Source organism: Bradyrhizobium sp. LA6.8, assembly GCF_040547935.1.
GTDB classification, from domain to species: Bacteria; Pseudomonadota; Alphaproteobacteria; order Rhizobiales; family Xanthobacteraceae; genus Bradyrhizobium; species Bradyrhizobium barranii.
In genome coordinates this window covers 1,105,054-1,129,586 of record NZ_JBEPQQ010000003.1, presented here as the reverse complement: position 1 = coordinate 1,129,586, position 24,533 = coordinate 1,105,054, and the positions used below count along the sequence as shown (strand labels likewise).

At 63.6% G+C, this 24,533-nt stretch carries 23 protein-coding genes and 1 tRNA gene; 18 read left to right on the top strand and 6 right to left on the bottom strand.

Annotation, left to right across the window (positions count from 1 at the left end):
• Positions 1–200 precede the first annotated feature (200 nt).
• From ABIA90_RS19255 to ABIA90_RS19245, 3 genes are all read left to right on the top strand, one after another.
• Complete coding sequence (locus ABIA90_RS19255; RefSeq protein ID WP_354117784.1) at positions 201–1,430, top strand: CaiB/BaiF CoA transferase family protein; 1,230 nt, start codon at positions 201–203, stop codon at positions 1,428–1,430.
• Positions 1,431–1,669: 239 nt separating this feature from the next.
• A complete protein-coding gene (locus ABIA90_RS19250; RefSeq protein ID WP_208087445.1) occupies positions 1,670–1,885 on the top strand; it encodes a hypothetical protein in 216 nt (71 codons plus the stop codon).
• 203 nt (positions 1,886–2,088) lie between these two features.
• Entirely contained in the window at positions 2,089–2,481 is a 393-nt protein-coding gene (locus ABIA90_RS19245) for a RidA family protein (RefSeq protein WP_354117785.1), read from the top strand.
• A 3-nt stretch (positions 2,482–2,484) separates the two neighbouring features.
• Here the strand turns inward: ABIA90_RS19245 and ABIA90_RS19240 are convergent, their stop codons facing one another.
• Entirely contained in the window at positions 2,485–3,147 is a 663-nt protein-coding gene (locus ABIA90_RS19240) for a TetR/AcrR family transcriptional regulator (protein WP_166092677.1), read from the bottom strand.
• 209 nt (positions 3,148–3,356) lie between these two features.
• Between ABIA90_RS19240 and ABIA90_RS19235 the strand changes: the two genes are divergently transcribed.
• The 3 genes from ABIA90_RS19235 (at position 3,357) to ABIA90_RS19225 (ending at position 6,618) form a co-directional block, all read left to right on the top strand.
• Positions 3,357–4,592 (top strand): acyl-CoA dehydrogenase family protein, encoded by a 1,236-nt coding sequence (locus ABIA90_RS19235; RefSeq protein ID WP_063982561.1) that lies wholly within the window; start codon positions 3,357–3,359, stop codon positions 4,590–4,592.
• 131 nt (positions 4,593–4,723) lie between these two features.
• Complete coding sequence (locus tag ABIA90_RS19230) at positions 4,724–5,782, top strand: phosphotransferase family protein (RefSeq protein ID WP_063982562.1); 1,059 nt, start codon at positions 4,724–4,726, stop codon at positions 5,780–5,782.
• A gap of 209 nt (positions 5,783–5,991) precedes the next feature.
• Positions 5,992–6,618, top strand: coding sequence for a LysE family translocator (locus ABIA90_RS19225; RefSeq protein WP_354117786.1), 627 nt, complete (start codon positions 5,992–5,994; stop codon positions 6,616–6,618).
• 199 nt (positions 6,619–6,817) lie between these two features.
• Here ABIA90_RS19225 and ABIA90_RS19220 read toward each other — a convergent pair whose 3' ends face one another.
• From ABIA90_RS19220 to ABIA90_RS19210, 3 genes are all read right to left on the bottom strand, one after another.
• Positions 6,818–7,120 (bottom strand): hypothetical protein, encoded by a 303-nt coding sequence (locus ABIA90_RS19220; protein ID WP_354117787.1) that lies wholly within the window; start codon positions 7,118–7,120, stop codon positions 6,818–6,820.
• 168 nt (positions 7,121–7,288) lie between these two features.
• The gene (gene argE, locus ABIA90_RS19215) at positions 7,289–8,476 is read right to left on the bottom strand and encodes an acetylornithine deacetylase (protein ID WP_354117788.1); all 1,188 of its coding nucleotides are present in this window, start codon (positions 8,474–8,476) and stop codon (positions 7,289–7,291) included.
• Positions 8,477–8,580: 104 nt separating this feature from the next.
• Positions 8,581–9,231: a TetR/AcrR family transcriptional regulator gene (locus tag ABIA90_RS19210; RefSeq protein WP_354117789.1), complete on the bottom strand. Its 651-nt coding sequence runs from the start codon at positions 9,229–9,231 to the stop codon at positions 8,581–8,583.
• A gap of 94 nt (positions 9,232–9,325) precedes the next feature.
• Between ABIA90_RS19210 and ABIA90_RS19205 the strand changes: the two genes are divergently transcribed.
• Entirely contained in the window at positions 9,326–9,808 is a 483-nt protein-coding gene (locus ABIA90_RS19205; RefSeq protein WP_354117790.1) for an anthrone oxygenase family protein, read from the top strand.
• Positions 9,809–10,681: 873 nt separating this feature from the next.
• Here ABIA90_RS19205 and ABIA90_RS19200 read toward each other — a convergent pair.
• Positions 10,682–11,467, bottom strand: a complete 786-nt coding sequence (locus ABIA90_RS19200) for an SDR family NAD(P)-dependent oxidoreductase (RefSeq protein WP_028152877.1) — start codon at positions 11,465–11,467, stop codon at positions 10,682–10,684.
• Between the two features lie 134 nt (positions 11,468–11,601).
• Between ABIA90_RS19200 and ABIA90_RS19195 the strand changes: the two genes are divergently transcribed.
• Both ABIA90_RS19195 and ABIA90_RS19190 read left to right on the top strand, forming a co-directional pair.
• The gene (locus ABIA90_RS19195; RefSeq protein ID WP_166342291.1) at positions 11,602–12,300 is read left to right on the top strand and encodes a histidine phosphatase family protein; all 699 of its coding nucleotides are present in this window, start codon (positions 11,602–11,604) and stop codon (positions 12,298–12,300) included.
• Positions 12,301–12,369: 69 nt separating this feature from the next.
• Positions 12,370–13,137: an SDR family NAD(P)-dependent oxidoreductase gene (locus ABIA90_RS19190; protein WP_063982568.1), complete on the top strand. Its 768-nt coding sequence runs from the start codon at positions 12,370–12,372 to the stop codon at positions 13,135–13,137.
• A gap of 285 nt (positions 13,138–13,422) precedes the next feature.
• On the opposite strand, the gene ABIA90_RS19185 is transcribed toward ABIA90_RS19190, so the two are convergent.
• Positions 13,423–14,646, bottom strand: a complete 1,224-nt coding sequence (locus ABIA90_RS19185; protein WP_354117791.1) for a serine hydrolase domain-containing protein — start codon at positions 14,644–14,646, stop codon at positions 13,423–13,425.
• 152 nt (positions 14,647–14,798) lie between these two features.
• On the opposite strand from ABIA90_RS19185, the gene ABIA90_RS19180 reads away from it, so the two are divergent.
• The 9 genes from ABIA90_RS19180 (at position 14,799) to rpoB (ending at position 24,439) form a co-directional block, all read left to right on the top strand.
• A tRNA-Trp gene (locus ABIA90_RS19180) sits at positions 14,799–14,874 on the top strand.
• A 345-nt stretch (positions 14,875–15,219) separates the two neighbouring features.
• A complete protein-coding gene (gene secE, locus ABIA90_RS19175) occupies positions 15,220–15,411 on the top strand; it encodes a preprotein translocase subunit SecE (RefSeq protein WP_354117792.1) in 192 nt (63 codons plus the stop codon).
• Positions 15,411–15,968, top strand: coding sequence for a transcription termination/antitermination protein NusG (gene nusG, locus ABIA90_RS19170; RefSeq protein WP_063982569.1), 558 nt, complete (start codon positions 15,411–15,413; stop codon positions 15,966–15,968). Before secE ends, nusG begins: the two co-directional genes overlap by 1 nt.
• Positions 15,969–16,099: 131 nt before the next feature.
• Positions 16,100–16,528: a 50S ribosomal protein L11 gene (rplK, locus tag ABIA90_RS19165; RefSeq protein ID WP_006611824.1), complete on the top strand. Its 429-nt coding sequence runs from the start codon at positions 16,100–16,102 to the stop codon at positions 16,526–16,528.
• A gap of 6 nt (positions 16,529–16,534) precedes the next feature.
• Complete coding sequence (gene rplA / locus ABIA90_RS19160) at positions 16,535–17,227, top strand: 50S ribosomal protein L1 (RefSeq protein WP_014494487.1); 693 nt, start codon at positions 16,535–16,537, stop codon at positions 17,225–17,227.
• Between the two features lie 121 nt (positions 17,228–17,348).
• Entirely contained in the window at positions 17,349–18,302 is a 954-nt protein-coding gene (locus tag ABIA90_RS19155) for a 2-hydroxyacid dehydrogenase (protein WP_354117793.1), read from the top strand.
• A gap of 584 nt (positions 18,303–18,886) precedes the next feature.
• A complete protein-coding gene (gene rplJ, locus ABIA90_RS19150) occupies positions 18,887–19,405 on the top strand; it encodes a 50S ribosomal protein L10 (protein ID WP_063986291.1) in 519 nt (172 codons plus the stop codon).
• 54 nt (positions 19,406–19,459) lie between these two features.
• A complete protein-coding gene (rplL, locus tag ABIA90_RS19145) occupies positions 19,460–19,837 on the top strand; it encodes a 50S ribosomal protein L7/L12 (protein WP_063982571.1) in 378 nt (125 codons plus the stop codon).
• 483 nt (positions 19,838–20,320) lie between these two features.
• Complete coding sequence (rpoB, locus tag ABIA90_RS19140; protein WP_028152884.1) at positions 20,321–24,439, top strand: DNA-directed RNA polymerase subunit beta; 4,119 nt, start codon at positions 20,321–20,323, stop codon at positions 24,437–24,439.
• Positions 24,440–24,533 lie beyond the last annotated feature (94 nt).

Here is a 24,533-nt window from a genome sequence, read left to right as displayed (position 1 = left end):
ATCGCCGTGGCGGAGCGCCGGCGCAGGCGTGATAGCCGTGGCGCGGAAATTCGCCCGCCGCAGGGCCGCTCCTGCTGCCGGGCGATGGATAGCCGTATGCCCCGAACGCAGTGCTCAGAACTCCAAAATGGTGTATCCGCAGGGAGCGCGGCCAGGGCTTAAGGCCGCCGCGCCAATATCAGTTCCCGGAGGAAATCGACATGTCGGCCTTGCCGCTCTCAGGCATCAAGATCCTTGATCTCACCCGCGTGCTTGCCGGGCCCCTGTCGGCCCAGATGCTGGGCGATCTCGGCGCGGAGGTGATCAAGATCGAGCGGCCGGGCACCGGTGACGACGCGCGCGCCTTCGGCCCGCCTTACCTGACCGACCCCGAGGGCAAGGCGAACAACAACAACTCCTTCTATCTCTGCGCTAACCGCAACAAGAAGTCGGTCACCGTCAACATCGCCAAGCCCGAGGGCCAGGCGATCATCCGCGCGCTCGCCAAGGACGTCGACGTCTTCATGGAGAACTACAAGGTCGGCGATCTCAAGCGCTACGGCCTCGACTACGAGACGATCAAGGCGATCAACCCCGGCATCATCTATTGCTCGGTGACCGGCTTCGGCCAGACCGGCCCCTACGCGCCGCGTGCCGGCTATGACGCGATCCTGCAGGCGATGGGCGGCCTGATGAGCGTCACCGGCCATATCGACGGCGAGCCCGGCGAGGGTCCGATGAAGGTCGGCCCGTCTATCGTCGATTACATGACCGGCATGAACACCTCGATCGGAATTCTCTCGGCGCTGTACCATCGCGACGCCAATGACGGGCAGGGGCAGCACATCGACGTCTGCCTGTTCGACACCGTCATCGCATCGCTGTCGCACTGGCTCCAGATCTACCTCGTCAACGGCAAAATGCCGCCGCGCCGCGGCACCTGGGGCAATGGCGGCATGCCGGCCGGCGTGTTCCGCTGCACCGACGGCGAGCTGATGCTGGTGGTCGGCAATGACGGCCAGTTCCAGCGCACCTGCGCCGTGCTCGGCGAGCCCGAGCTCGCAAACGACAAGCGCTTCATCAAGAACAACGACCGCGTCGTGCACGGCAAGGAGATCATGGCGATCTTCGCCGGGCTGTTCCTGAAGCAGCCGGTGGCCTATTGGCTGGACAAGCTGGAAGAGGCCGGCGTGCCGTCGGGCCCGATCAACAATTTCGAGCAGGTGTTTTCCGATCCGCACGTCCAGTCGCGCGGCATGCGGGTGAAGGTCGATCATCCGTTCGAGCCCGATCTGTCGCTGATCCGCAACGCGCTGACCCTCTCGGAGACTCCGATCGAGAATTACCGCGCCCCGCCGCTGCTGGGCGAGCACACCCAGGAGGTGCTCGGCGGCAAGCTCGGCTATGATGCCGGCAAGATCGAGCAGCTGAAGCAGCAGGGGATTATCTAGCTTCGCTTCCTGATCCTCCCAGGGGCGTGCCGGCGAAGACCAATGCTGGCGCGCATGCGACAGCGATCCTGACCAGCCTGGGAGCGACAGTTGCGACCGCGGACGACGCGCGCGCCATGTTCGGCCTTGCCTGAGGCTTGCGCGCAATCCCCAGATAAACCCGGTCCGTACTCGCACAGGCTTCCGCTTTGCGCGCGACTCTGATGCCATCCTCCCCACGTAAGTCCGGGAGGGAACGAATGTCCTACACGATCGGGTTTCAGGCCAAGAACCAGAAGGCAGTTCTGGCGACCGAGGCAGCAACGGCCAATCAGGCTGTCGCCATCATTGCCGCGCTGCGGCAAAGCGCCGACGAAATAAAGTTCATCCGTTCGCCCCAGGAAGGCGAGATGGGCATCGAGATGCTGCTGCTGCTCGCCAAGGAAGAGGCCGAGGAGATGCCGCAGCGGGTGTAAGGCACGATCCGGAAAACTGCGCAGCGGTTTTCCCTCGCGACAAACGCGGAACGCGTTTGCGCGGAGATCATGCTCAAACAACACTAGAGCGCGATCTGATCGCGCTTTAGGCTCGCAACCACACTTCGAGCTTTAGCGAAGCATGCCGGCTGCAGAATAATGTAGCAAGGCGCCAGTCTCGCTCGAACCGAAGGTGGCCGCCGATGAAACGCGAAGCGCTCCGCGTCGAACCGATCTCGTCCTTTCTCGACCGCGTCAAGGCGCCGACCTCGCCGGTCACGCGCGCCGGCAACATGATCTTCGTCGCCGGCCTGCCGCCGTTCGACCCCGAGACGGGCGAGATCGGCGGGATGGGAATCGAGCGGCAGAGCGAGATCATTATGGAGCAGATGAACCTGTGCCTTCAGACGGCCGGCGCCTCGCTCGACAACGTCATGAAGTGCAACGTCTACTGCACCTCGACCAAACACTTCGCCGTCTTCAACGCGATCTATGCGCGCTATTTCCCGATCGATCCGCCGGCGCGCATCTTCGTCTGCACCCCGGAATGGTTCGGCCCCTTCGACGTCGAGATCGACTGCATCGCGATGATGTGAGGGCTAACGCGCGACAACCCGTGACGGCGCCTTCGTCTCGGTCCGCCCCGCCGTCAGCGCCATCGTCGCGACGCTGACGACGCGCGCGACGACGTCCTCGACGTCGTCGAGATCGCATTTGCCTTCCGACAGCTTCGTCAACCGCTCGCTCTCGCGGATGGTGTGGTGCGCCATGGCGAGCGCGAAGTTCAGGCCCCAATAGATATCGACGTCGCTGCGGTCGGGCAGGGAGCGCCGCATGGCGCCTGCGAATTTCCGCAAATGGTCGATCTCGCGATTCTTGATGCGGCGGATCGGCGGCACGGATTCGATCGAGGCGCGGATCATGAAGCGCGCCGCGGTGGATCGCTGGTTTTCCGGACCCAGACAGCCGCGCAAGGTCGGGCCGACGAGCGCGCGCAAGATCACCTCGATCGGCGCGCGACCGCCGCCTTGCTCTTCCGCGGCCTTCAATTCGCGCAGGCGTTCGCGGTTGGTGGCGATCGAACGCGAGACGAACAGCTCTGCGATCAATTCGTCCTTCGAGCCGAAATGATAATTCACCGCCGCGAGGTTGACGTTGGCCTCCGCGACGATGTCGCGCAGCGTCACGTCGCCAAAGCCGCGATCGGCATAGAGCCGTTCGGCGGCGGCGAGAATGGCAGACCTCGTATGATCGCTGGCCATGGATGCCCCTCGGGGAGGGAGTTGCAATTCAAACACTTGTATGAAACTATCGTTTGAAGGCCGGAGAAAGTCAATCCGCAATCGAGACTCGTTCGCAACGCGCGGACGGGTTCCGAGGCGTCCGCAGGCATTCGCGCTTGCGGACCGCGTGCGGCGGGAGGACAGTCCGGCGCAAAACAGCTTTGCAAAGAGAGACCGAGGAGCGTCCCATGGATTTCGATCTGTCCCCCAAGCAGAAGGAATGGCTCGACCGCGTGCAGTCGTTCATGACCAAGCACGTGCGTCCGGCGGTGCCGATCTATAATGAGCAGGATCACAGCGGCGAGCGCTGGAAGGTGATCCCGGTTCTGGAGGACCTCAAGAAGAAGGCGAAGGCCGAAGGCCTCTGGAACATGTTCATGCCGCCGAACGAGCATGAAGACGACGAATTCCGTGGCGCGGGATTGACCAATCTCGAATACGCGCTGCTGTCGGAGCAGATGGGCCACATCTCCTGGGCTTCGGAAGTGTTCAACTGTTCGGCGCCCGACACCGGCAACATGGAAGTATTCATGCGCTACGGCTCCAAGGAGCAGAAGCGCAAATGGCTGCGTCCGCTGATGGACGGCGAGATCCGATCGGCGTTCCTGATGACGGAACCGGCGGTCGCCTCGTCCGACGCCACCAACATCGAGACCAGCATCGAGAAGGATGGCGATCACTACGTCATCAACGGTCGCAAATGGTGGTCGTCCGGTGTCGGAGATCCCCGCTGCAAGATCGCGATCCTGATGGGCAAGACCGATTTCAAGGCGGCCAAGCACCAGCAGCAGTCGCAGATCCTGGTTCCGCTCGACACTCCCGGCATCAAGGTTGAGAAGATGCTGCCGGTGTTCGGCTTCGACGATGCGCCGCACGGCCACGCCCAGGTGCTGCTCGAGAACGTGCGCGTGCCCAAGGAGAACATCCTGCTGGGCGAAGGCCGTGGCTTCGAGATCGCGCAGGGCCGCCTCGGTCCCGGCCGTATCCACCACTGCATGCGTACCATCGGCAAGGCCGAGGAGGCGCTGGAGAAGATGGTGAAACGTCTGATGTCGCGCACCGCGTTCGGCAAGAAGATCGTCGAGCACAGCGTATGGGAGCAGCGCATTGGCGAGGCCCGCACCAACATCGAGATGACGCGTCTGCTCTGCCTCAAGGCCGCCGACATGATGGACAAGGTCGGCAACAAGACCGCGCAGGCCGAGATCGCCATGATCAAGGTCGCAGCACCCAACATGGCGCTGAAGATCATCGACGAGGCGATCCAGGCCTTTGGCGGCGCGGGCGTTTCGGACGAGGCGGGGCTTGCCAAGGACTATGCCGGCATCCGCACGCTGCGGCTCGCCGACGGTCCGGACGAGGTGCACAATCGCGCCATTGCAAGGCTCGAAGTTCGGAAGTATGCCAATTCTCCCAAGCATTAAGAGGGAGAGCCCTGCGGCGCTCCCGACTTGAAAAAGACGACAGGGCTGATCCGCATTCGGTGACCGCTTGACGCAAGTGCGTCAGCGGTTACCGATTAGGATCATGTTCGGACTGAAGAGGGAGCGTCATCGTGGCTGACGGCGTCAGGAAAGACGAAGAATTCTCGGGCACCAAGCCGGTCGAGGAGCGGCATCGCTTCGACGAGATGCGGCTCGAAGCCTGGATGCGCGACAACGTCGAAGGCTATGAGGGCCCGCTGGTCGTGCTCCAGTTCAAGGGCGGCCAGTCCAATCCAACCTACCGGCTGAACACGCCGAACCGCTCATATGTGATGCGCCGAAAGCCGTTCGGCAAATTGCTGCCGTCGGCGCACGCGGTCGATCGCGAATATCGCGTCATCGCAGCCCTTGGAAAGCAGGGTTTTCCGGTCGCGCGCGCCTACGCGCTGTGCCAGGACGACAGCATCATCGGCGCCGCCTTCTACATCATGTCGATGGAGGACGGCCGGGTGTTCTGGGATCCGACGCTGCCGAGCCAGACGCCGGAGGACCGCCGCAAGATATTCACCAGCAAGATCGAGACGCTGGCAAAACTCCACATGTACGATCCCGTCGCGATCGGCCTCGGTGAGTTCGGCAAGCCCGGCAATTATTTCGCGCGGCAGATCGATCGCTGGACCAAGCAGTACCGGGCGTCCGAGACGCAGCACATTCCGGAGTTCGAGAAGGTCGCCGAATGGCTGCCGAAGACCGTGCCGGAGCAGGCGCGCGTCTCGATCGTCCACGGCGACTATCGCCTCGACAACATGATTTTCCACGCGACGGAACCGCGCGTGCAGGCCGTGCTCGATTGGGAGCTGTCGACGCTTGGCGATCCCATGGCCGACTTCACCTATCTGTTGATGCAGTGGATCATGCCGGGCCTGGAGGGCGCCGACCTCAAGGCGCTCAACATCCCAAGCGTGGAAGAGGCCGCGCAGATCTATTGCAACGTCACCAAGATGACGGTGCCTGATCTCAACTGGTATTTTGCCTACAACCTGTTCCGCCTCGCCGGCATCACCCAAGGCATCGCCGGCCGCGTTCGCGACGGCACTGCGGCCAATGCCAAGGCGCTGGAGTCAGCCAAGCGCACCGTGCCGCTGTCGAAGGCGTCGTGGGAGTACGCGCAGAAGGCGGGCGCGGTTTAGACACACAAAGGCGCGGTTGATGGCCGCGCCTTTTCGCTTTGTGGTTCGCCGTCTCCACACTTTCGGTGTCATTGCCCGCGAAAGCGGGCAATCCAGTATCCCAGAGACAGCGCGTGGACGCAGAGGAGCCGCGGCGTACTGGATGCGCCGGTCAAGCCGGGGCATGACACCGCTGTCGTAGCGACATCAGCGAAAGAACGGCCAGCCACATGATCGATCACGCCACCCTCATCACCTACATCCTCATCGTACTCGGTTTTGTCTTCATTCCCGGGCCTGCGACGCTGCTCACCATGGCGCGCGCGGTTAGCTCGGGAACGAAGGTCGGCATCGCGACCGGCGCGGGGATTGCGGCCGGTGATTTGATCCACACTTCGATGGCGATCGTCGGCTTATCGGCGATCATCGCGACCTCCGCGCTGATGTTCAGCATCGTCAAATATGCGGGCGCGGCGTTCCTGATCTATCTTGGCATTCGCGCGATGCTCGACAAGGCGCCGGTCGAGCTGAACGGCGGCGCGCCCGCGATCGGCGCGGGCCGGGCCTTCCGGCAGGCCGTGCTGACCGAAGTGCTCAATCCCAAGACCGCGCTGTTCTTCCTTGCGTTCCTGCCGCAATTCGTGAGGCCGGAGCACGGTTCGATCGCACTTCAGCTTGCGATCCTCGGCATCGTCTTCGTGCTGCTGGGTCTCGTCAGCACCGTGGTGTTCGCCGTCGGCGCCGGTCGTCTGGGCAATCTCCTGCGCCGCCATCCGGCCGTGGTGAAATGGCAGGGCAAGGTGGTCGGGACCATCTACTGCGCTGTCGGCGTGCGGCTGGCGTTGCAGGAGCGATGAGGAACGCGTGCTCCCGTAGCCCGGGTGAGCGCAGCGACACCCGGGACGGCGGTCCCGCATGTTGCTAACGCTCATGCGGGCTACGCTCTGAACGGTTGCGGCGATGAACGCCATCAATGTCGACATCCTGCGCTCGCTGTTCATGCCCTTCTTCTTCGACACGACGGCGTCGAGCGCCGCTCTGATGGTGATTGGCCTGCTACCGGGCGCGAATGGTGAACCTCGGTCCGACGTAGTAGCCGCCGTATCCGCGATCGTAATAGCCGGGACCGGCGTAGTAGTTGTAGCCCCTGCCGGGGAAGTAGCTGGGGTCGTCAAAGTAGCGCAGGACATAGCGTCCCCGGGTCCGCCAGCAGCGTCCATAATACTCGTTGCAGATCAGACCGACTTGGTCGACGTCGGAGATTTCGGCAGAGCCGATCGTCGTTGCGTTGAGCGGCGCGGCGGGAGTGGCGGCCGCAACCAGCGCGGCCCCGAGTGCGCCCAGTGCGATGGCCTTCATGGAGTTCTCCCTTCGGTTAGGCGAGAGTCTGGAGCCTAGCAGAAGGGAGCCTTGCCTGTCGGGCAAATCAGCTCCCGCAGGGTGGGCAAAGGCGCATCGTTGTCCGCCATTCGCACGGCGCAACAGAAGTGGCGGGTTACGCTGCGCTAAGCTAACCCACCCTACGGGTCAGCCCTTCACACAATGCGCGATCAGCCTTTCCACGAAGCCTGCGCATTTCTCCAGCTCCGCCATCGCCACGAACTCGTCGGGCGTATGCGCTTGCGCGATCGCGCCGGGGCCGATCACCACCGACGGGATATCCGCCATGCTGGCGAACAGGCTCGCCTCGGTGCCGAAGGCGACCTTGGCGTGGTCGTTGCGGCCGGCGAGGCCTTTTGCCAGTGTGACGATGGCGGCGTCGGCCGCCGTGTCGAGCGCGGGATAATCAAGGATCTCCTCGAAATCGATGCCGCACTCCGGATGTCTCGCCTTCATCTCCGGCTCGAGCTCGGCCTTGGCCCAGGCGACGATCGCATCCGTCACCTCGCGCGACTCGGTGATGCCGATGCCGCGGCATTCGAAATCCACCGTGCAGGTATCGGGCACGATGTTCAGCGCGGCGCCGCCATGCACGATGCTGGTGAGCAGCGTCGAATGCGGAACGTCGTAGAGGCTGTCATTCGATCGCGCGGCCGCAAGCTTCACGGCACGGCGACGGATTTCGGTGATCAGCTCCGCGGCATATTCGATCGCGTTGACGCCGTCGGGCGCGATCGAGGAGTGGCGGGCGAGACCACGGAATGTCGCGCGCACGCCGTGCTTGCCCTTGTGGCCGATGATGACCTTCATCTCGGTCGGCTCGCCGATGAAGGCGCCGAGCGGCTTGATCTTCTTCTTCGCGACCTCGCGCAGCATCGGCCGCACGCCGACGCAGCCGATCTCCTCGTCATAGGAGATGGCGAGATGGATCGGCGTCGTCAGCTTCGCTTCCAGCATCTCCGGCACCATGGCGAGGCACACCGCGACAAAACCCTTCATGTCGGTGGTGCCGCGGCCGTAGAGCTTGCCGTCGCGCTCGACCAGCTTGAACGGATCGTGGCTCCAGTCCTGGCCCACGACCGGCACGACGTCCGTGTGTCCCGACAGCACGAGGCCTGGACGGTCCTCCGGTCCGATCGTGACCCAGAGCGAGGCCTTCTGGCCGGTGTCGTCGACGATGCGCTCGCCCTTGACACCGAGGAAAGCGAGATAGCTCTCGATATGGGCAATCAAGGGCAGATTGGTGCGGTCGCTGACGGTGTCGAAGCCGACGAGGTCGGCGAGGAGGTTGCGAATGCGATCGGGTCGTGAACTCGGGAAAATCGGGTTGGGCATTGTCTCGTTCATGAGATGGAGGATGGCTTCGCCGCCTGCACGAAACATACCAACGGAGTGGCGGTTCGGGCAAATCGGATCGCGAAGGGTGCTTTCGCTGAACCTCAGCCGAGCGCGGAGAGATCTTTCGGCAGCATTCGCTTGAACAACTCGAGCGTACGCTGCGCCTCCGCCGGCGGCAAGGCGATGGCGTGACGAACCGCGGCGGCGATCTGGATCATCGCCAGTTGCGCAAAGGAGGTGAGGGCGGCGGCGGTCTGTTTCGGCGCGACGCGCTTGAGCGCCTCGCGCAAGAGGCCGGCGAGAAAGGCCACATCCTCCTCGTCGATCTTCTGCAAGCTTCGGTCGGCCTGCGTCGCCTGCCAGATGTGATACATCACAGGATGCTCGCGGAACATCTGGTCATAGCCGTCGGTGATGCGGCACAGCGCAGCGTGCAGGTCGGATAGCTTCTTCATCTCGGCGAGGTCGCGCTGGACGCATTCGCGGCCGATGACATTGCGTCGCTCGGCAAGCGTCCCGATCACCGTGCTCTTGTCCGGAAAATATTGATAGAGCGAGCCGAACGCGATGCCGGTGCGCTCGACGATGTCGCTCATCCGGAAGGCATCGCTGCCTTTCTCGGTGAGGATCTCGGCCGCAGCCGTCAGGATGCGATCGAAACGCTCCCGGCTTCGCTCCTGCGTCGGCACCAGCGGCGTGCGTCGCGCGGCCGCGTGCGTCGTCTTGTCCGTCCTGCTTTTCCGTTCCGGCATCCCGATTCCCGCCATCCGCGCTTGACGTGAAAAATAAGAGAGTTTATCGCATTTATCAAATGCGAGAGTTTATCGTATTATAGGGAGCTGCGGCATGTGGCAGGGCTTTACGACCGGACTGCTCTGGTTTTCGGCGATCGGCTGCGGCCTCATGGCCGGAATCTATTTCGCCTTCTCGACCTTCATCACGGCCGCGCTCGGCCGGCTCGACCAGGCGGCCGGCATCGCCGTGATGAACGCGATCAATGTCGACATCGCGCGCTCGCTGTTCATGCCGCTGTTTCTCGGCACGACGGTGGTGGGCGCGGCGCTGGTGGTGATGGGGACGTTGCGCGTCAGCGGGCCGGGGGCAGTGAGCATGATCGCCGGCGGCGGCCTCTACGTCATCGGCATGTTCGTGGTGACGATGGTGTTCAACGTCCCGCTCAACAACGCGCTCGCCGCGTTGCAGCCGTCCGCGCCGGAGGCTGGCGCGGTGTGGGCGGCGTATCTCAAGGACTGGACGTTCTGGAACCACGTGCGGACGGTTGCGTCGTTGGTCGCGAGCGGGTTGTTTGTCGCAGCGCTGGCTTCGTAGGCCAAATCGGCATCGTAGCCCGGATGGAGCGAAGCGAAATCCGGGGCCACTATAACCGGGGGCGCAAACCCCGGATTACGCTTCGCTCCATCCGGGCTACAAGATCTCCAGTCTACAAGACCTTGCGTTGCCCGTCGGGCAAAACACTCAAACTCTCGGTCAATGTGTACTCGCGAAAATATTCCGCTTTACCGAAATTCGGAAACGAACGCGGGCCGGGCGGCGGTGGACGCAGGTCACATCGGCACGAAAAGCTTCGCAGGGCGGGCGACCGTGAGCGAAGACCTCGCGCCAACGACAGATGTGATCGGCGTACGGCCAAATCGTGTCGTCCTGGCGCCCGGGGTCTGTGCGCCAAGTCTTGCGGTGATGTGGCAGCCCGACCGGGCATGCGCATCAGCCATCCGCAACGGCGACGGGGGCAATAGTGCAACGCTCCCCGGGGAGAGCACGACATAAGCCGTTCCAACCACTGCGCAGGGAAGGCCGGGATGCTCCGGTTGCCCTGTTACCCGCTGTGCATTGTAGCGCAAACTACTCATGGCATAGCGGACAATGGGAGCCAGCCGGCTCCCGGCCTTCCCTGCGCCCTCTTTCAATTGGGGGTGAGGCGACCAAGCAAAGCTCGGGCGAAACGCGCCGCGAGGATGCGAAGGTGTGTCTGCAATGAAGATGCGAATGATGAAGCGGCCGTGTCACCCCACACTCCGTCATTGCGCGGAGCTCTTGCGACGAAGCAATCCAGACTGCCTCCGCGGAGGGATTCTGGATTGCTTCGCTGCGCTCGCAATGACGATGTTGAGGCAGTTGCGCGCCAAAACTCCGGTCTCGTATCCCGGACGCAGCGCGTCCGGGACACGAGAAAGCGCGTTGCTAAACCGGCTTGCCCGTATACGGCATCGACGCCGTCAAACCACCGTCCACCGGGAACGCCTGGCCGTTGACATACGATGCTTCGTCGCTGGCCAGGAACAGCCCCATCGCCGCGAGCTCGTGCGGCTGGCCGGGGCGCTTCAGCGGATTGAGCTGGCCGATCTTGTCTTGGGTGCCGCGCTCCTTGGCGCGGTCGAAGATCGGTTTGGTCATGCCGGTCTCGATCAGGCCCGGGCACACCGCGTTGATGCGGACGCCGGTGCCGGTGAGCGAATACGCCGTGGTCTGCACCAGGCTGATCACGCCGGCCTTGCTCGCCGCATAGGGATGTCCGCTGGCGCCGGCCTTGAGGCCCGCGACGGACGCCGTGAGCACGATCGCGCCGGACTGCTGCTTCACCATGTGCGGCATCGCATGCTTCACCGCGAGGAACGGGCCGATCAGGTTGACGCGCAGCACCTCCTGCCACTGTTCCACGGTCTGCTCGCCGAGCGGCACAAGCCCGCCGGAGACGCCGGCATTGGCCCAGATCACATCGAGCCGGCCGTGCGTCTTCACCGCCTTGTCGATGACGGCCATGACGTCCTTTTCGGAGCCCGCATCCGCCACCATGGCTTCCGCGACACCGCCGGCCTTCTTCACCTCGTCGACGGTCTCCTTCACCGCCTCGGTGCGGTCGACCGCGATCAGCTTGGCGCCTTCCCTGGTGAAGAGGAGTGCGGCGGCGCGGCCGATGCCGCTGCCGGCGCCGGTGATGATGACGGATTTGCCTTGCAGACGGCCCATGCGTTTCTCCCTTTGGTATGCTGCGCGACGCTTGCCGCGCAACGGAATTTCAAACAAGATTTCAAACGGTAAAGTGTCTTGAGACACGTTCACACCTGACGTACAGCGACATCACACGGGATGGAAGAGTTTCGATGACAGGCACAGACAAGCCCAAAGTGGTCACGACGCGGTGGTGGTGGGTCCGTCATGCGCCGGTGCGCAATGACGGCGGCAACATTTACGGCCAGAGCGATCTCGCCTGCGATACCAGCGATACCTACGTGTTCAACGCTGTTGCCAAGGTGCTGCCACGCAAGGCGGTCTGGTATTCGAGCAATCTGATGCGCACCCACCAGACCGCGGAAGCGATCTGGGCGGCCGGCTTCCCAAGGCCCGCATCGATGAAATGGGAAGCAGACCTGGCCGAACAGAATCTCGGCCGCTGGCAGGGCATGAATCGCGCCCAGTTCATCGCCAGCCGCCCCGTCGGCTCGAGCTGGTTCGCCGACATCAACGAGCCCGCGCCCGGCGGCGAAAGCTTCATGGATCTCTACAACCGCACGCGCCGCACCGTCGAGCGGATCAACAACGAGGCGGCCGGGCAGGATGTGATCGCGGTTGCGCATGGCGGCACCATCAAGGCGGCGATCGGCCTCGCACTCGACGGCCAGGTAGAGCGGGCACTGTCGTTCGACATCGACAACTGCTCGATCACGCGGCTCGATTATTTCTCAAGCCCCGAACGCTCGGTCTGGCGACTGCCGATGGTCAACCAGCAGCCGTGGATCGCTGATGACGCGCACGCCGAGATGCATCAGCTGGCGGGGCCGGAAGTCAAGAAGCTCGCCTGACGCCATTGTCCGCTCGTGCGGACGCGGCGTAGGCTTCAAGCCAATCAAAACGTACTCTGGGAGAGAAACATGACCTTGTTCGACATGAAGGGGAAAGTCGCCGTCATCACGGGATCGACGCGCGGCATCGGGCTTGCGATCGCCGAGCGCATGGCCGAGCACGGCGCCAAGGTCGTGATCTCCTCGCGCAAGGCTGATGTCTGCGACCAGGTCGCGAAGGGCATCAACGACAAGTTCGGCAACGGCACGGCGGTTGCGATCGCCGCCAACATCTCGTCGAAGGAAAATCTGCAAAACCTCATCGACGAGAGCAACCGCGCCTTCGGCAAGATCGACGTGCTGGTCTGCAACGCCGCGTCGAACCCGTATTACGGTCCGCTCGCCGGCATCTCCGACGATCAGTTCAGGAAGATTCTCGACAACAACATCGTCGCCAACAACTGGCTGATCTCGATGGTGGTGCCGCAGATGATCGAGCGCAAGGACGGCTCGGTCATCATCGTGTCCTCGATTGGCGGCCTCAAGGGCTCGACCATCCTCGGCGCCTACGCGATCTCCAAGGCCGCCGACATGCAGCTCGCGCGCAACCTCGCCTGCGAATACGGCAAGCACAACATCCGCGTGAACTGCATCGCGCCCGGCCTGATCAAGACCGATTTTGCCAAGGCACTGTGGGACAATCCGGAGAATCTGAAGGCCTCGACCTCGCGCTCGCCGCTGCTCCGCATCGGCATCCCCGACGAGATCGCTGGCGCCGCAGTGTTCCTGGGATCGAAGGCCGGCGACTTCATGACCGGCCAGACCATGGTGATCGACGGCGGCGCGACGATTAGTTGAGGCGTTGCGTGGGAGGGAAGGGGCACCCAGCCCGCCCACAGACAGCTGTCATCGCCCGCCTTGTGCGCAATTGCGCACTGGGGCGGGCGATCCAGTATCCCAGAGGCCGGCGCTAGAGAGCGCCCTTTCACCACATCCGCCGCGGCGTACTGGATGCCCCGCTTGCCGCCTACGCTAAAGCTTCGGCGGCCCTGGACCTGAGCCCCGGCGAAGCCTTGGCGTAGCCGGGTCGCGGGGCATGACAGTGAGTGCGGAGATGCAACGCCGCGTCTAACTGGCGTCTCCTCAATCCACCGCCGCGTAAACCAGATCCCGCACCAGCGTCCGCGTGTGGTCGCGCTGCCCCGGTCCCTGCGACATAAACACGACGAACAGATCTTCCTTCGGGTCGATCCAGAAGAACGTCCCCGCAATGCCGCTCCAGAAATACTGGCCGACGCTGCCGGGGAACGGCGCGATGCCGGCCTCGCGGCGCACGGCAAAGCCGAGGCCGAAGCCGTGGCCCGGCGACAGCAGTGTGCCGTTGGTCACGACGTGCGGCCCAAGGTGATCGGATGCCATCAGCTCCAGCGTCTTGCGGCCGATGATCCTGTTGCCGTCGAGCGTGCCGCCGTTGCGCAGCATCAGCGCGAAGCGGGCATAGTCCATCGTGGTCGAGACCAGGCCGCCGCCGCCGGACTCCATCACCGGCTGCTCGAGCATGTTGAACAGCGCGACCTTGTCGCCGGTCCAGGGATCGGCTTCGAACGGCTGGGCGAGCCGGCCGGCATTGGCTTCGCTGGTGGAGAAGGCGGTTTCAGTCATCTGCAGCGGCGCGAGGATGCGCTCGGTGAGGAACGCGCCGAGCGATTTGCCGCTGACGACCTCGATGATGCGGCCGAGGATGTCGGTGGAGCGGCTGTAGTTGAACTCGTCGCCGGGGTGGCAGACCAGCGGGAAGCTTGCCACCAGCGCGGCATGCTCGGCATTGGTGATCTTGCGGCTGCGGACGCGGGACTCCTGGTAGAGCTTGTGCACGGGGCCGTCGCCCTGGTGCTCATAAGTGAGACCAGAGGTGTGGCGGAGCAGGTCCTGCACCGTCATCGGCCGCTTCGGTGGAACCAGTTCCAGCTTGCCGCCGCTGACCACGCCGACCTTCTGGTCGGCGAACTCCGGAATGAACTTGGCGACGGGATCGGCGAGCAGCAGGTGGCCATCCTCGACCAGCGCCATGATCCCGACCGAGACGATCGGCTTGGTCATCGAGAAGATCCGGAAGATCGAATCAAGCGCCATCGGCGCAGGTCCCGCCGGGCTCTGCTTGCCGAGCGCCTCGAACCAGCCGACCTGGCCGCGCCGGGCCACCAGCACGGTCACCCCGGGGATGGTTCCCTTGTCGATCTCGCGCTTGAAGGCGTCCGACATCGCCTGGAGGCGAGGGCGCGACAGGCCGAGCGTTTCCGGCCTGGCCTCGGGCAAAGGCGGGGTTTTCGGCGCGGTGGCGGCTTGGGCGGCGGCTGTGGCAGTCATGTTCACTCCCGGGGGCACATTATTATCGGGAATGAACTGTGGCCCAGAAGGCGCGGCACAAACAAGCGAAGCCAGCGCGCTTCACCCTTGCAATCCGGCCGTCCCCTGTGCTTGAAAGCGCCCCTGATCCGCGTGGCGACGCGAGGGTCCGTAGGAGTGTAGCTCAATTGGTAGAGCACCGGTCTCCAAAACCGGGGGTCGCAGGTTCGAGCCCTGCCACTCCTGCCAGCTAATCCCAGACAATCAGGATCGACAGGCAGGACGGCGGCGGGCCGACAAGCTCGGACCGTGGATCATGCGGACCGGGTAAGCCCTTGATCCGGATTGGGTCCGCTGGCCTCGGCCGCGCGTGTCCCAGGTAGCCCACACCTTGACCTTTGGCCCCATCCGCAGTATCTACCCCGCACTCGCAGCCGGCCCGTTAAACGCGGATTTCCGGCGCGGCTTTGAAATCCCCGAACAATCGAGCCCGGTTTCCCGGCTCATCCTTCGAGACAGAGGGCTGGGCCAACGGCGGCTGTTCGGATCCCTGAAATTCATTCGCGTCTGTCGACGGACGTTGGACATCAAACGATGGCAATCAGCCCGTTCAAGTTTTTGCAGGAAGTGCGCTCGGAGACCGCCAAGGTCACCTGGCCGACCCGTCGTGAGACCACGATCACCACCATCATGGTGTTCGTGATGGTCGCCGTGGCCTCGATCTTCTTCTTCGCCGCCGACCAGATCATCCGTTACCTCATCACCTTCCTTTTGGGCATTCACTGATGGCAACAGCCGCTGCAACCCAATCGACCGACAAGCGCTGGTACATCGTCCACGCCTACTCGAACTTCGAGAAGAAGGTCGCCGAATCGATCCGCGAGCAGGCCAAGCAGCGCGGGCTCGAGGAGCTGTTCGAGCTGGTGCTGGTTCCGACCGAGAAGGTCACGGAAGTGCGCCGCGGCCGCAAGATCGACGCCGAGCGCAAGTTCTTCCCGGGCTACGTGCTGGTGAAGATGAAGCTGACCGACGAGGCGTTTCATCTGATCAAGAACACCCCGAAGGTCACGGGCTTCCTCGGCGCCGAGAACAAGCCGATGCCGATCTCGGAAGCCGAGGCCATGCGCATCCTGCACCAGGTGCAGGAGGGCGTGGAACGGCCGAAGGCGTCGGTGTCGTTCGAGATCGGCGAGAACGTGCGTGTGGCCGATGGCCCGTTCGCCTCGTTCTCGGGTGTGGTCGAGGAAATCGACGAGGCGCGCTCGCGCGTGAAGGTCGCGGTGTCGATCTTCGGTCGCGCCACGCCGGTCGAACTGGAATTCGGTCAGGTCGAGAAGGTCTGATCGATTGAGGCGTGAGGCTTCGGTCTCACGCTAGCAAGAGGCCGTGGGAGGGAGAGGGCGGTTGCCAGCCGCATCCGACCCAGACCACGAACCTGAAACCGCCGGCCTGGCCGGCACAACAGGAGTGATACATGGCAAAGAAAGTGACCGGATACCTGAAGCTTCAGGTCCCGGCCGGTGCGGCGAATCCTTCGCCCCCGATCGGTCCCGCGCTTGGTCAGCGCGGTCTCAACATCATGGAGTTCTGCAAGGCGTTCAACGCCCAGACCCAGAAGGAAGAGAAGAACACCCCGATTCCCGTCGTGATCACGATCTACGCCGATCGTTCGTTCACGTTCGAGATGAAGACACCCCCGATGTCCTTCTTCCTCAAGCAGGCCGCCAAGATCCAGTCCGGCTCGAAGGCGCCGGGCCGCGACAAGGCCGGCAAGGTGACCAAGGCGCAGGTGCGCGAGATCGCCGAGAAGAAGATGAAGGATCTCAATTGCGATTCCATCGAGTCGGCCATGAAGATGGTCGAGGGCTCTGCCCGTTCGATGGGTCTGGAAGTGGCGGGGTAAGCGGTCATGGCAATCGGAAAGCGTTTGAACAAAGCCCGCGAAGGTGTTGACCGCGAAAAGCTTTACCCGCTCGCGGACGCCATCAAGATGGTCAAGGAACGCGCCAAGGCGAAGTTCGACGAGACCATCGAGGTCGCGATCAATCTCGGCGTCGATCCGCGTCACGCCGACCAGATGGTCCGCGGCGTCGTGACCCTGCCGAACGGCACTGGCCGTACGCTCCGCGTCGGCGTGTTCGCCCGCGGCGCCAAGGCCGATGAGGCCAAGGCTGCGGGTGCCGACGTCGTCGGTGCCGAGGACCTGGTCGAGAAGGTGCAGAACGGCTCGATCGATTTCGACCGCTGCATCGCCACCCCCGACATGATGCCGCTGGTCGGCCGTCTCGGTAAGGTGCTCGGCCCGCGCGGCCTGATGCCGAACCCGAAGATCGGCACCGTGACCATGGACGTCACCGGTGCGGTGAAGGGCGCCAAGGGCGGCTCGGTCGAGTTCCGCGTCGAGAAGGCCGGCATCTTGCAGGCCGGCGTCGGCAAGGCCTCGTTCTCCGAGGAGAAGCTGGTCGAGAACATCAAGGCTCTGGCCGATGCTGTCTCGAAGGCGAAGCCGGCCGGCTCCAAGGGCACCTACATCCAGCGCGTTGCGGTGTCCTCGACGATGGGCCCCGGCGTGAAGGTCGAGCCGGGCACCATTCTCGGCTAAGGCTTGCCTCGGCTGAGGTTTGGAAATTGCATGAGGCGAGGGGCGGAATTGGGCAACCGATTCCGCCCCTCGTCGTTGGTGGCGGCGTTCATCGGAAACAAGAACCGGGAAACAAGAAAAAATGGCTGACAAGGTCCTGGTCTACTCGCGCTTCCCGAAGACGATGATGGCGCGCTTCGCCGAGCGGTTCGAACTGCTCGACACCGGCGGCAAGCCGGCGCGCGAGGTGTTTTCGGCCGATGAGCTCGGCGGCATCCGCGCGATGCTCACCGCCGGCGGCTCGCCGCTCGAGGCAGAGGCGATGGACCTGTTTCCAAAACTCGGCGCCATCGTCTGTTACGGCACCGGTTATGACGGCGTCGACCTGAAGGCGGCCGCCGCCCGCAACATCGCGGTCGGCCACAGCCCCGGCGCCAACGCGGCCTCCGTCGCCGATATCGCGATGACCCTGATGCTGGCGACGACGCGGCGGATCCTGGTCGCCGACCAATATGTCCGCAGCGGCGATTGGGCCGGCTCAAAGCAGTCGCCGATGATGCGCCCGCAGGCCGGCATGCCCGGCCGCCGTATCGGCGTCTACGGCATGGGCGAGATCGGCCGCAAGATTGCGGCCCGCTGCGCCGCCTTCGAGAGCGAGGTCGGCTATTTCAGCCGCACCAAATACGATCTGCCCTATCAATATTTCCCGACGCTGGAGGCGCTCGCCGACTGGTGCAGCGTGCTGATGATCGCGGTCCGGGCAGGGGCCGAGACCCAGCACGTCGTCAACGCCGATATCCTGGGGCGACTCGGGGAGCACGGCTATGTCGTCAACATCTCCCGCGGCTCAGTGATCGACGAGAAGGCCCTGGTCGCGGCCCTGACCGACGGGACCATCGCCGGCGCCGGCCTCGACGTCTTCGAGAAGGAACCGCACGCCCCCGACGCGCTGACGGCGCTCCCCAATGTCGTGTTCGCCCCGCATATCGGCGGCCACACCCTCGAATCGCACGTCGCCATGCAGAACTGCGTGCTGGCGAACCTAACGGCTTTCTTCGCGGGCACGCCGCTGCCATATGGGGTCAAATCGGCCTGAATCGGCCCTTGTCGGGCCGCCTCGAGCCCTGCCGGCAACGGATTGGAACTGGTGTGAATTTTGCTCTTGGCAAGCGGGCTCCGAGCGGTTAAAGAACCGCTTCCGGACGTGCCGGCCTCGGCTGGCGCGTTCGTGCACGCATTCCGAAAACCCGACAAGACAGGAGATCATTCCTTTTCAGGACGTCCGTGAGGATTTGCCCGAAAAGGAAGGAAAACCCGTCGGTTGGTGGAGTGCGGGCAGGGGTCGGGCGGTTCGCCGGCTGACCTTGTCCTGTCCAAGACTGCAGGCGCCCGCGGGAAATTTCGATTTCTCAACGGCTTAATCGCATGGCCTGCATAGACGGGTGAAGACCGGATTTCACTTCGCGCCCAGCTTTAACGGCTGGCTTGCGAAACGGGTCTGGTTCGGACCTCGACACGCCGTGGGCCTTAAGGGCTCCCGGAGGGCAGGCTTTGAATTGTCGTCTCGCCCGGCGCGTGTCCAAGGGGTTTTGGCCCCGAGGTTCAGGTTTTGGGTGGGGCGATGGGTGCAACCCGGCGGTCCCGCTTCTCGCGATGACCGCCAACCGGAAAGAGCTTGCTGTGGAACGAGCGGCAAAAAAGGAAGCGGTCGAACAGCTCAATGGGGTCTTCAAGACCACGAGCGTCGCGGTCGTTGCTCAATATTCCGGCCTGACCGTTGCCCAGATGCAGAAACTGCGTATGCAGATGAAGCAGGCTGGCGCCTCGGTGAAGGTCTCGAAGAACCGTCTCGCCAAAATTGCTCTTGAAGGCACTGACGTCGTTGCCATCGGCCCCATGCTGAAGGGACCGACCGTGATCGCCACTTCGAACGATCCGGTAGCGGCGCCGAAGGTCGCCGTCGAATTCGCCAAGACGAACGAAAAGTTCGTCATCATTGGCGGCTCGATGGGAAAGACCGTCCTGAATGTCGACAGCGTGAAGGCACTTGCCTCGCTGCCGTCGCTTGATGAACTGCGCGCCAAGATCGTCGGCCTTCTTGTGGCCCCGGCGACCAAGATCGCTCAGCTCGCCAATGCGCCCGCGGGCAAGCTCGCGCGCGTCATCCAGGCTCATGCCTCAAAGGGCGAAGCGGCCTGACGCCCTTCGCAAAACTCAAACCCGAACCAGACTTACACTCAAGGAAACTGAACAATGGCTGACTTGCAGAAGATCGTTGACGACCTCTCGAGCCTCACCGTGCTCGAAGCTGCCGAACTCGCGAAGCTCCTCGAAGAGAAGTGGGGCGTTTCGGCTGCCGCGGCTGTCGCCGTGGCCGGCCCGGCTGGTGGTGGCGCTGCCGCCGCTCCGGCCGAAGAGAAGACCGAGTTCACGGTCGTTCTCGCCGCCGCCGGCGAGAAGAAGATCGAGGTCATCAAGGAAGTCCGCGCCATCACCGGCCTGGGCCTGAAGGAAGCAAAGGATCTCGTCGAGGGCGCGCCGAAGCCTGTCAAGGAAGGCGTGAACAAGGACGAGGCCGAGAAGCTCAAGGTCCAGCTCGAGAAGGCTGGCGCGAAGGTCGAGCTCAAGTAAGCAACGCTTACTGGCCCGAGATCCCGGGCGAGCATCAGCGGAGCCCGGGGTCTCGGACCACCCATCTAAGGGGTGGGCAATATGCAAAAGGCGTGCGACGGAACATCCCGACGCAGGCCGAACACGAAAAAGTGTTGGGATTTGAAGGTTAACCCCTCGAATCTCGACTATTGTCGCCCCATATCGGTTCGACAGCACGAAAGCGCGGTGGGCAGGGATGCCGGATTCCCTGTAAGCCGTTGGGAGAGCAGGCTATTTCGGGCTTTTGCAGTCCGTGAAGACAATCGTTGTGACGGGCGGGCGTGCCTATGCGCCCCGCGCGTCGTTTTGCGTTTTGAAGGTCTGAAGAACGGATTCAGGACATGGCGGTCTGAATCTGGATTTTTGGTCCCCAAAGCGGGTTCGAAAAATTCAACCCGGGGAGCGGTGGCAACCGCGTCCTGGACGGCGCGCCCGGAGCGGGCGACGAAATGAGAGGCCACGATGGCGCAGCAGACATTCACCGGTCGCAAACGCGTTCGCAAGTTCTTCGGACACATCAAGGAAGTCGCCGAGATGCCGAACCTCATCGAGGTTCAGAAGGCGTCCTATGACCAGTTCCTGATGGTCGACGAACCCGCGGGCGGGCGTCTCGACGAGGGCCTGCAGGCGGTGTTCCGCTCGGTGTTCCCGATCTCCGACTTCTCGGGCACCTCGATGCTGGAATTCGTCCGCTACGAGTTCGAGCAGCCGAAATACGACGTCGACGAGTGCCGCCAGCGCGGCATGACCTTCGCGGCACCCCTCAAGGTGACGCTGCGCCTCATCGTGTTCGATATCGACGAGGAAACCGGCGCGAAGTCGGTGAAGGACATCAAGGAGCAGGACGTCTACATGGGCGACATTCCGCTCATGACGATGAACGGCACCTTCATCGTCAACGGCACCGAGCGCGTCATCGTCTCGCAGATGCACCGTTCGCCCGGCGTGTTCTTCGACCACGACAAGGGCAAGACCCATTCCTCGGGCAAGCTCCTGTTCGCCGCCCGCGTCATCCCGTATCGCGGCTCCTGGCTCGACATCGAGTTCGACGCCAAGGACATCGTCTATGCGCGTATCGACCGTCGCCGCAAGATTCCGGTGACGTCGCTGATGTTCGCGCTCGGCCTCGACGGCGAGGCGATCCTGTCCACGTTCTACAAGAAGATTCTCTACAAGCGGACCAAGGAAGGCTGGCGCGTTCCGTTCGACGCCAACCGTTTCCGCGGCTACTCGACCATCAACGACCTGATCGACGCCGACACCGGCAAGGTCGTGCTCGAGGCCGGCAAGAAGCTCACCGTGCGCGGTGCGCGTCAGATGCAGGAGAAGGGGCTGAAGGCGCTGCGCCTGTCCGATGAGGAGCTCGTCGGCAACTATCTCGCCGAGGACCTCGTCAACCCGAAGACCGGCGAGATCCACGCGGAAGCCGGTGAAGAGATCACCGACAAGTCGATGAAGGCCCTCAACGAGCAGGGCTACAAGGAACTGCCGCTGCTCGACATCGACCACGTCAATGTCGGCGCCTACATCCGCAACACGCTCTCGGCCGACAAGAACATGACGCGTGAGGACGCGCTGTTCGACATCTACCGCGTGATGCGTCCGGGCGAGCCGCCGACGCTGGATTCGGCGCAGGCGATGTTCCAGTCGCTGTTCTTCGACGCTGAGCGCTACGACCTGTCCGCGGTCGGCCGCGTCAAGATGAACATGCGCCTCGACCTCGATGCGCCCGATACCCAGCGTACGCTGCGCAAGGAAGACATCCTCTCCGTCATCAAGACGCTGGTGGATTTGCGCGACGGCAAGGGCGAGATCGACGACATCGACCATCTCGGCAACCGCCGTGTGCGCTCGGTCGGCGAGCTCATGGAGAACCAGTACCGCATCGGCCTCCTGCGCATGGAGCGCGCGATCAAGGAGCGCATGTCCTCGGTCGACATCGACACGGTCATGCCGCAGGACCTGATCAACGCGAAGCCGGCGGCTGCCGCCGTGCGCGAGTTCTTCGGTTCCTCGCAGCTCTCGCAGTTCATGGACCAGACCAACCCGCTGTCGGAGATCACCCACAAGCGCCGCCTCTCGGCGCTTGGACCGGGCGGTCTGACCCGCGAGCGCGCCGGCTTCGAGGTGCGCGACGTGCATCCGACGCATTACGGCCGCATCTGCCCGATCGAAACGCCGGAAGGTCCGAACATCGGCCTGATCAACTCGCTCGCGACCTTCGCGCGCGTGAACAAGTACGGCTTCGTCGAGACGCCGTACCGCAAGGTCAAGGACGGTCGCGTCACCGACGAGGTCGTGTACCTCTCGGCGATGGAAGAGGGCCGCTACACGGTCGCGCAGGCCAACGTGCCGCTCGACCCGAAGGGCCGCTTCACCGAGGATCTCGTGGTCTGCCGTCACGCCGGCGAAGTCTTGCCGGTGACGCCGGACAAGGTCGACTACATGGACGTGTCGCCGAAGCAGCTCGTTTCGGTCGCCGCGGCGCTGATCCCGTTCCTCGAGAACGACGACGCCAACCGCGCGCTGATGGGCTCGAACATGCAGCGCCAGGCGGTGCCGCTGGTTCGCGCCGAGGCGCCGTTCGTCGGCACCGGCATGGAAGGCGTGGTTGCGCGTGACTCGGGTGCCGCGATCGCGGCGCGCCGTTCGGGTGTGATCGACCAGATCGACGCGACCCGCGTCGTCATCCGCGCCACGGAAGATCTCGATCCGACCAAGTCGGGCGTCGATATCTACCGTCTGATGAAGTACCAGCGCTCCAACCAGTCGACCTGTATCAACCAGCGTCCGCTGGTGAAGGTCGGCGACATCGTCAAGAAGGGCGACATCATCGCCGACGGTCCGTCGACCGATCTCGGTGAGCTCGCGCTCGGCCGCAACGTGCTGGTCGCGTTCATGCCGTGGAACGGCTACAACTTCGAAGACTCGATCCTGCTCTCCGAGCGGATCGTGAAGGAAGACGTCTTCACCTCGATTCACATCGAGGAGTTCGAGGTGATGGCCCGCGACACCAAGCTCGGCCCTGAGGAAATCACCCGCGACATTCCGAACGTCTCGGAAGAAGCGCTGAAGAACCTCGACGAAGCCGGTATCGTCTACATCGGCGCGGAAGTGCGCGCCGGCGACATCCTGGTCGGCAAGATCACGCCGAAGGGCGAAAGCCCGATGACGCCGGAAGAAAAGCTTCTGCGCGCCATCTTCGGCGAAAAGGCCTCCGACGTTCGCGACACCTCGCTGCGCGTTCCTCCGGGCGTGCAGGGCACGATCGTGGAAGTGCGCGTGTTCAACCGTCACGGCGTCGACAAGGACGAGCGTGCGCTGGCGATCGAGCGGGAAGAGATCGAGCGTCTGGCCAAGGACCGCGACGACGAGCAGGCGATCCTGGACCGCAACGTCTACAACCGTCTTGCCGAGCTCCTCGAGGGACGGCAGGGCATTGCGGGCCCGAAGGGCTTCAAGAAGGACACCAAGATCACCCGTGCGGTGCTCGAGGAGTACCCGAAGTCGCAGTGGTGGCTGTTCGCTTCGCCGAACGACAAGCTGATGGCCGAGATCGAGGCCATGCGGAAGCAGTACGACGAGTCGAAGAAGGGGCTGGAACAGCGCTTCCTCGACAAGGTCGAGAAGCTTCAGCGCGGTGACGAATTGCCGCCCGGCGTGATGAAGATGGTCAAGGTCTTCGTCGCGGTGAAGCGCAAGATCCAGCCCGGCGACAAGATGGCCGGCCGTCACGGCAACAAGGGCGTGGTGTCGAAGATCGTGCCGATCGAGGACATGCCGTTCCTCGAAGACGGTACGCATGCCGACATCGTGCTCAATCCGCTCGGCGTGCCCTCGCGCATGAACGTCGGACAGATCCTCGAGACCCATCTCGGCTGGGCTTGCGCCGGCCTCGGCAAGCGTATCGGCCAGACGGTCGATGCCTATCTGTCGAAGCAGGACATCAAGCCGCTGAAGGAAACCTTGAAGAAGGTCTACGGCGAGGACGAGACGATCAAGTCGCTCAACGACAACGAGTTGATCGAGCTTGGTCACAATCTGAGCCGCGGCGTGCCGATCGCGACGCCGGTGTTCGACGGTGCCAAGGAAGCCGACATCGAGGAGATGCTGAAGCTTGCCGGTCTCGACGCTTCGGGTCAGTCGACCGTCTATGACGGCCGTACCGGCGATGCCTTCGATCGTAAGGTGACGGTGGGCTACATCTACATGCTCAAGCTGCACCATCTCGTGGACGACAAGATCCACGCGCGTTCGATTGGTCCGTACTCGCTCGTTACCCAGCAGCCGCTGGGCGGCAAGGCGCAGTTCGGCGGCCAGCGATTCGGCGAAATGGAAGTGTGGGCGCTCGAGGCTTACGGCGCGGCGTACACGCTCCAGGAGATGCTGACGGTGAAGTCGGACGACGTCGCCGGCCGTACCAAGGTGTACGAGGCGATCGTCCGCGGCGACGACACGTTCGAGGCCGGTATTCCGGAATCGTTCAACGTGCTGGTCAAGGAAATGCGCTCGCTCGGCCTCAACGTCGACCTGCACAACTCCAAGGTGGGACCGGCGCCGACGTCGGAAGCAGCCGAGTAATACGACCTTTCATGCCCGGCCTTCACGGCCGGGCATCGGCGCCCCTCCCGAGGCCTTGAGGGCAGGGCGCCCCGATTGAGTGATTTTCGAATTT

Bases quoted from the DNA above. Each gene is read 5' to 3' on its own strand.
- ABIA90_RS19255 (WP_354117784.1), top strand. From the start codon at position 201: ATGTCGGCCTTGCCGCTCTCAGGCATCAAGATCCTTGATCTCACCCGC.
- ABIA90_RS19250 (WP_208087445.1), top strand. From the start codon at position 1,670: ATGTCCTACACGATCGGGTTTCAGGCCAAGAACCAGAAGGCAGTTCTG.
- ABIA90_RS19245 (WP_354117785.1), top strand. From the start codon at position 2,089: ATGAAACGCGAAGCGCTCCGCGTCGAACCGATCTCGTCCTTTCTCGAC.
- ABIA90_RS19240 (WP_166092677.1), bottom strand. From the start codon at position 3,147: ATGGCCAGCGATCATACGAGGTCTGCCATTCTCGCCGCCGCCGAACGG.
- ABIA90_RS19235 (WP_063982561.1), top strand. From the start codon at position 3,357: ATGGATTTCGATCTGTCCCCCAAGCAGAAGGAATGGCTCGACCGCGTG.
- ABIA90_RS19225 (WP_354117786.1), top strand. From the start codon at position 5,992: ATGATCGATCACGCCACCCTCATCACCTACATCCTCATCGTACTCGGT.
- ABIA90_RS19220 (WP_354117787.1), bottom strand. From the start codon at position 7,120: ATGAAGGCCATCGCACTGGGCGCACTCGGGGCCGCGCTGGTTGCGGCC.
- argE (WP_354117788.1), bottom strand. From the start codon at position 8,476: ATGCCCAACCCGATTTTCCCGAGTTCACGACCCGATCGCATTCGCAAC.
- ABIA90_RS19210 (WP_354117789.1), bottom strand. From the start codon at position 9,231: ATGCCGGAACGGAAAAGCAGGACGGACAAGACGACGCACGCGGCCGCG.
- ABIA90_RS19205 (WP_354117790.1), top strand. From the start codon at position 9,326: ATGTGGCAGGGCTTTACGACCGGACTGCTCTGGTTTTCGGCGATCGGC.
- ABIA90_RS19200 (WP_028152877.1), bottom strand. From the start codon at position 11,467: ATGGGCCGTCTGCAAGGCAAATCCGTCATCATCACCGGCGCCGGCAGC.
- ABIA90_RS19195 (WP_166342291.1), top strand. From the start codon at position 11,602: ATGACAGGCACAGACAAGCCCAAAGTGGTCACGACGCGGTGGTGGTGG.
- ABIA90_RS19190 (WP_063982568.1), top strand. From the start codon at position 12,370: ATGACCTTGTTCGACATGAAGGGGAAAGTCGCCGTCATCACGGGATCG.
- ABIA90_RS19185 (WP_354117791.1), bottom strand. From the start codon at position 14,646: ATGACTGCCACAGCCGCCGCCCAAGCCGCCACCGCGCCGAAAACCCCG.
- secE (WP_354117792.1), top strand. From the start codon at position 15,220: ATGGCAATCAGCCCGTTCAAGTTTTTGCAGGAAGTGCGCTCGGAGACC.
- nusG (WP_063982569.1), top strand. From the start codon at position 15,411: ATGGCAACAGCCGCTGCAACCCAATCGACCGACAAGCGCTGGTACATC.
- rplK (WP_006611824.1), top strand. From the start codon at position 16,100: ATGGCAAAGAAAGTGACCGGATACCTGAAGCTTCAGGTCCCGGCCGGT.
- rplA (WP_014494487.1), top strand. From the start codon at position 16,535: ATGGCAATCGGAAAGCGTTTGAACAAAGCCCGCGAAGGTGTTGACCGC.
- ABIA90_RS19155 (WP_354117793.1), top strand. From the start codon at position 17,349: ATGGCTGACAAGGTCCTGGTCTACTCGCGCTTCCCGAAGACGATGATG.
- rplL (WP_063982571.1), top strand. From the start codon at position 19,460: ATGGCTGACTTGCAGAAGATCGTTGACGACCTCTCGAGCCTCACCGTG.
- rpoB (WP_028152884.1), top strand. From the start codon at position 20,321: ATGGCGCAGCAGACATTCACCGGTCGCAAACGCGTTCGCAAGTTCTTC.